Source organism: Bacillus sp. AM 13(2015) (genome assembly GCF_001518755.1).
GTDB classification, from domain to species: Bacteria; Bacillota; Bacilli; order Bacillales; family Bacillaceae; genus Bacillus; species Bacillus safensis.
Genome location: NZ_LKCP01000020.1, coordinates 1 through 2,223 on the forward strand (window position 1 = coordinate 1; position 2,223 = coordinate 2,223).

Sequence of the window (2,223 nt, forward strand, 5' to 3'; positions counted from 1 at the left end):
GGCGGTTTTTTGTGGCTAAAATGGAACAATCCTCTTTTCGAAAGATTTGATCGAAAAGGAGAGAGAATATTGAATCAAAGTAAAGTAAAGCGTTTAGTCGTTACCAGTATGCTCAGCAGTATTTTCGTTTGTATTAATTTTTATTGGATTTCCCTTTCCCGGGTCTTCCAGCGTATTTGAAAATTGATTTCAGTGATATCCCGGCGATTATCGCAATTTTAATTTTATGGACCGGGTGCAGGAATTGCTGTTGAGGCATTAAAAAATGTACTGCATTACCTCATTCAAGGCAGTATGTCCGGCGTTCCAGTTGGGCAAGTCGCGAACTTCATTGCAGGCACATTATTTATCTTGCCAGTCGCCTTTATGTTCAAAAAAATCAAATCAGCAAAAGGGATGGCATGGTCTATGATCGCGGGTACATTGCTTATGACTGTGATGATGAGCATTTTAAATTACTTCTTATTCCTGCCAGCTTACACATGGTTCTTAAACGCGCCAGAACTATCAGATCATGCGCTCAAGACGACTATTACAGCAGGGATCTTACCATTTAACTTTATTAAAGGCATCATCATTACCATCGTGTTCAGCCTCATTTTTGTGAAAATGCGTCCATGGTTTGAAAATAAACGTCGACTTCAAAATAGTTAATATAAAAAAAGCCCCTGCATAAGGGGCTTTAGATTATTGACAAAGGGCTAAAATGGTTTTTATTTTAGCCCTTTGTCTTCTATTCAGCGTGATAGAAAACCTTTGCAGTCTAGGAAGGGTGAGCACCGGAACGGAGCGAATTTGACATTCGTGAGTACCGGCGCGCAGACCTGACAACGAATGCGAGGGTTTGTCTACATGCTGAAAGCCCCTGCATAAGGGGCTTTTATACTATTCATGCTTAAGTGGGTCACCCTCGAAAGATTCGTCCGCAACTTTGATTGAATCCGTTGGACATCCTTCAAATGCGTCAAGCATATCTTCTTCAAGTACTTCTGGAACTTCTACAGTTCCTTGGTTGTCATCAAGCGTAACAAATGCAATGCCTTCATCATCATAATCATAAATGTCTGGAGCAGCTGCACCGCATGCGCCGCAAGCAATACATGTGTCTTTGTCTACAATTGTATATTTTGCCATGTTAAAAAAATACCTCCCAGATTGTTCGATGGAACAAATGGTCTAACCTTTTTAGTTTCACCGATAAAAAACAATTTCCTCAAACCTTATTGTAATGATTTTAATTTCACATTTCAACTGTAAAGTGATTGAGAATACTTATCACATAAGGGTTTGTTCATAACTTTCCCCCACAAATTGAGTTTAAACATTTCTTCTTCTATGAAATCTGTTAAAATAAAGGGAGAAAATATTCGAATTTTGTCAGGAAGACAGGTGCTTTGGCGAATGACTCTTCATTATTTGGATGTCATGTTAATGGACAGCGTATATAAATTGAACGGCGAACGCTCCATAAGTGCTGTCTACCATCTTTTTAAAGGAAAAAAATCATCACAAACCATACAGGATGCCAGTTTATTTCAGCTTTCAAAGTACTTCGGCTGTTACCCGGGGTTTACGAGGGATCAGCTGAATCGCTCTACTATAAAACTTGACGAAGAGCACTACATCAAAAAAACGGGGGAGACATTCACTGTTACAGATGCAGGACAGCGTATGCTAAACCAGTATTTTTTAGAAAAACCGATGCCCGTTTATTTTCATGGTGCAAAATATCATGATAAAGCAAAGGTGCTATGGATGAGGCTCTCGTTACTTGTACAAGTGCTTTCTCACCATATGGCTGGATCGTATCAATATGTCCCAATACAAAGAGATGTATCCGTACAAAGCTGGACGAAATCCTTCTTAAAACAGCATCACGAGAAGAATAAACTTTCAGAAGAGCTGCATCATGAACTAGAAACGCTCCTTAGCCGTATAAGTGATCAAGAGGCGCTGATTTTTGTTTATTCATTGACGTCAAATGAAAGAATCGGGCGTACGTATCAGCAAATGGCAGAGTGGCTAAAAGAAGATGTGTGGTATGTGTACCTGCTTTTTTGGAATGTCCTCCATTATTTTATTCATGCTGCCCAAAAAGGTGAGACGCAGCTCATGCAAAAGCTCGTAGGTGACCTTGAATTCAAACGCGTGCTAACACTCTACTCACAAACGCTCGAACTGTGCAAAAGCTTGTATTGATAGATTGCGCATATTCGTTCATTA

Annotated in this window: 2 protein-coding genes and 1 pseudogene; 2 read left to right on the top strand and 1 reads right to left on the bottom strand. The window is 39.7% G+C overall.

Features of this window, described 5'->3' with window-relative positions:
• Positions 1-108 precede the first annotated feature (108 nt).
• Positions 109-654, top strand: a pseudogene (locus AOQ70_RS02270) (ECF transporter S component).
• A gap of 231 nt (positions 655-885) precedes the next feature.
• Here AOQ70_RS02270 and AOQ70_RS02275 read toward each other — a convergent pair.
• Positions 886-1,134: a ferredoxin gene (locus AOQ70_RS02275; RefSeq protein ID WP_003215700.1), complete on the bottom strand. Its 249-nt coding sequence runs from the start codon at positions 1,132-1,134 to the stop codon at positions 886-888.
• Positions 1,135-1,401: 267 nt separating this feature from the next.
• On the opposite strand from AOQ70_RS02275, the gene AOQ70_RS02280 reads away from it, so the two are divergent.
• Positions 1,402-2,199, top strand: coding sequence for a recombinase RecQ (locus tag AOQ70_RS02280; protein ID WP_231730812.1), 798 nt, complete (start codon positions 1,402-1,404; stop codon positions 2,197-2,199).
• The last annotated feature ends 24 nt before the right edge of the window (positions 2,200-2,223 follow it).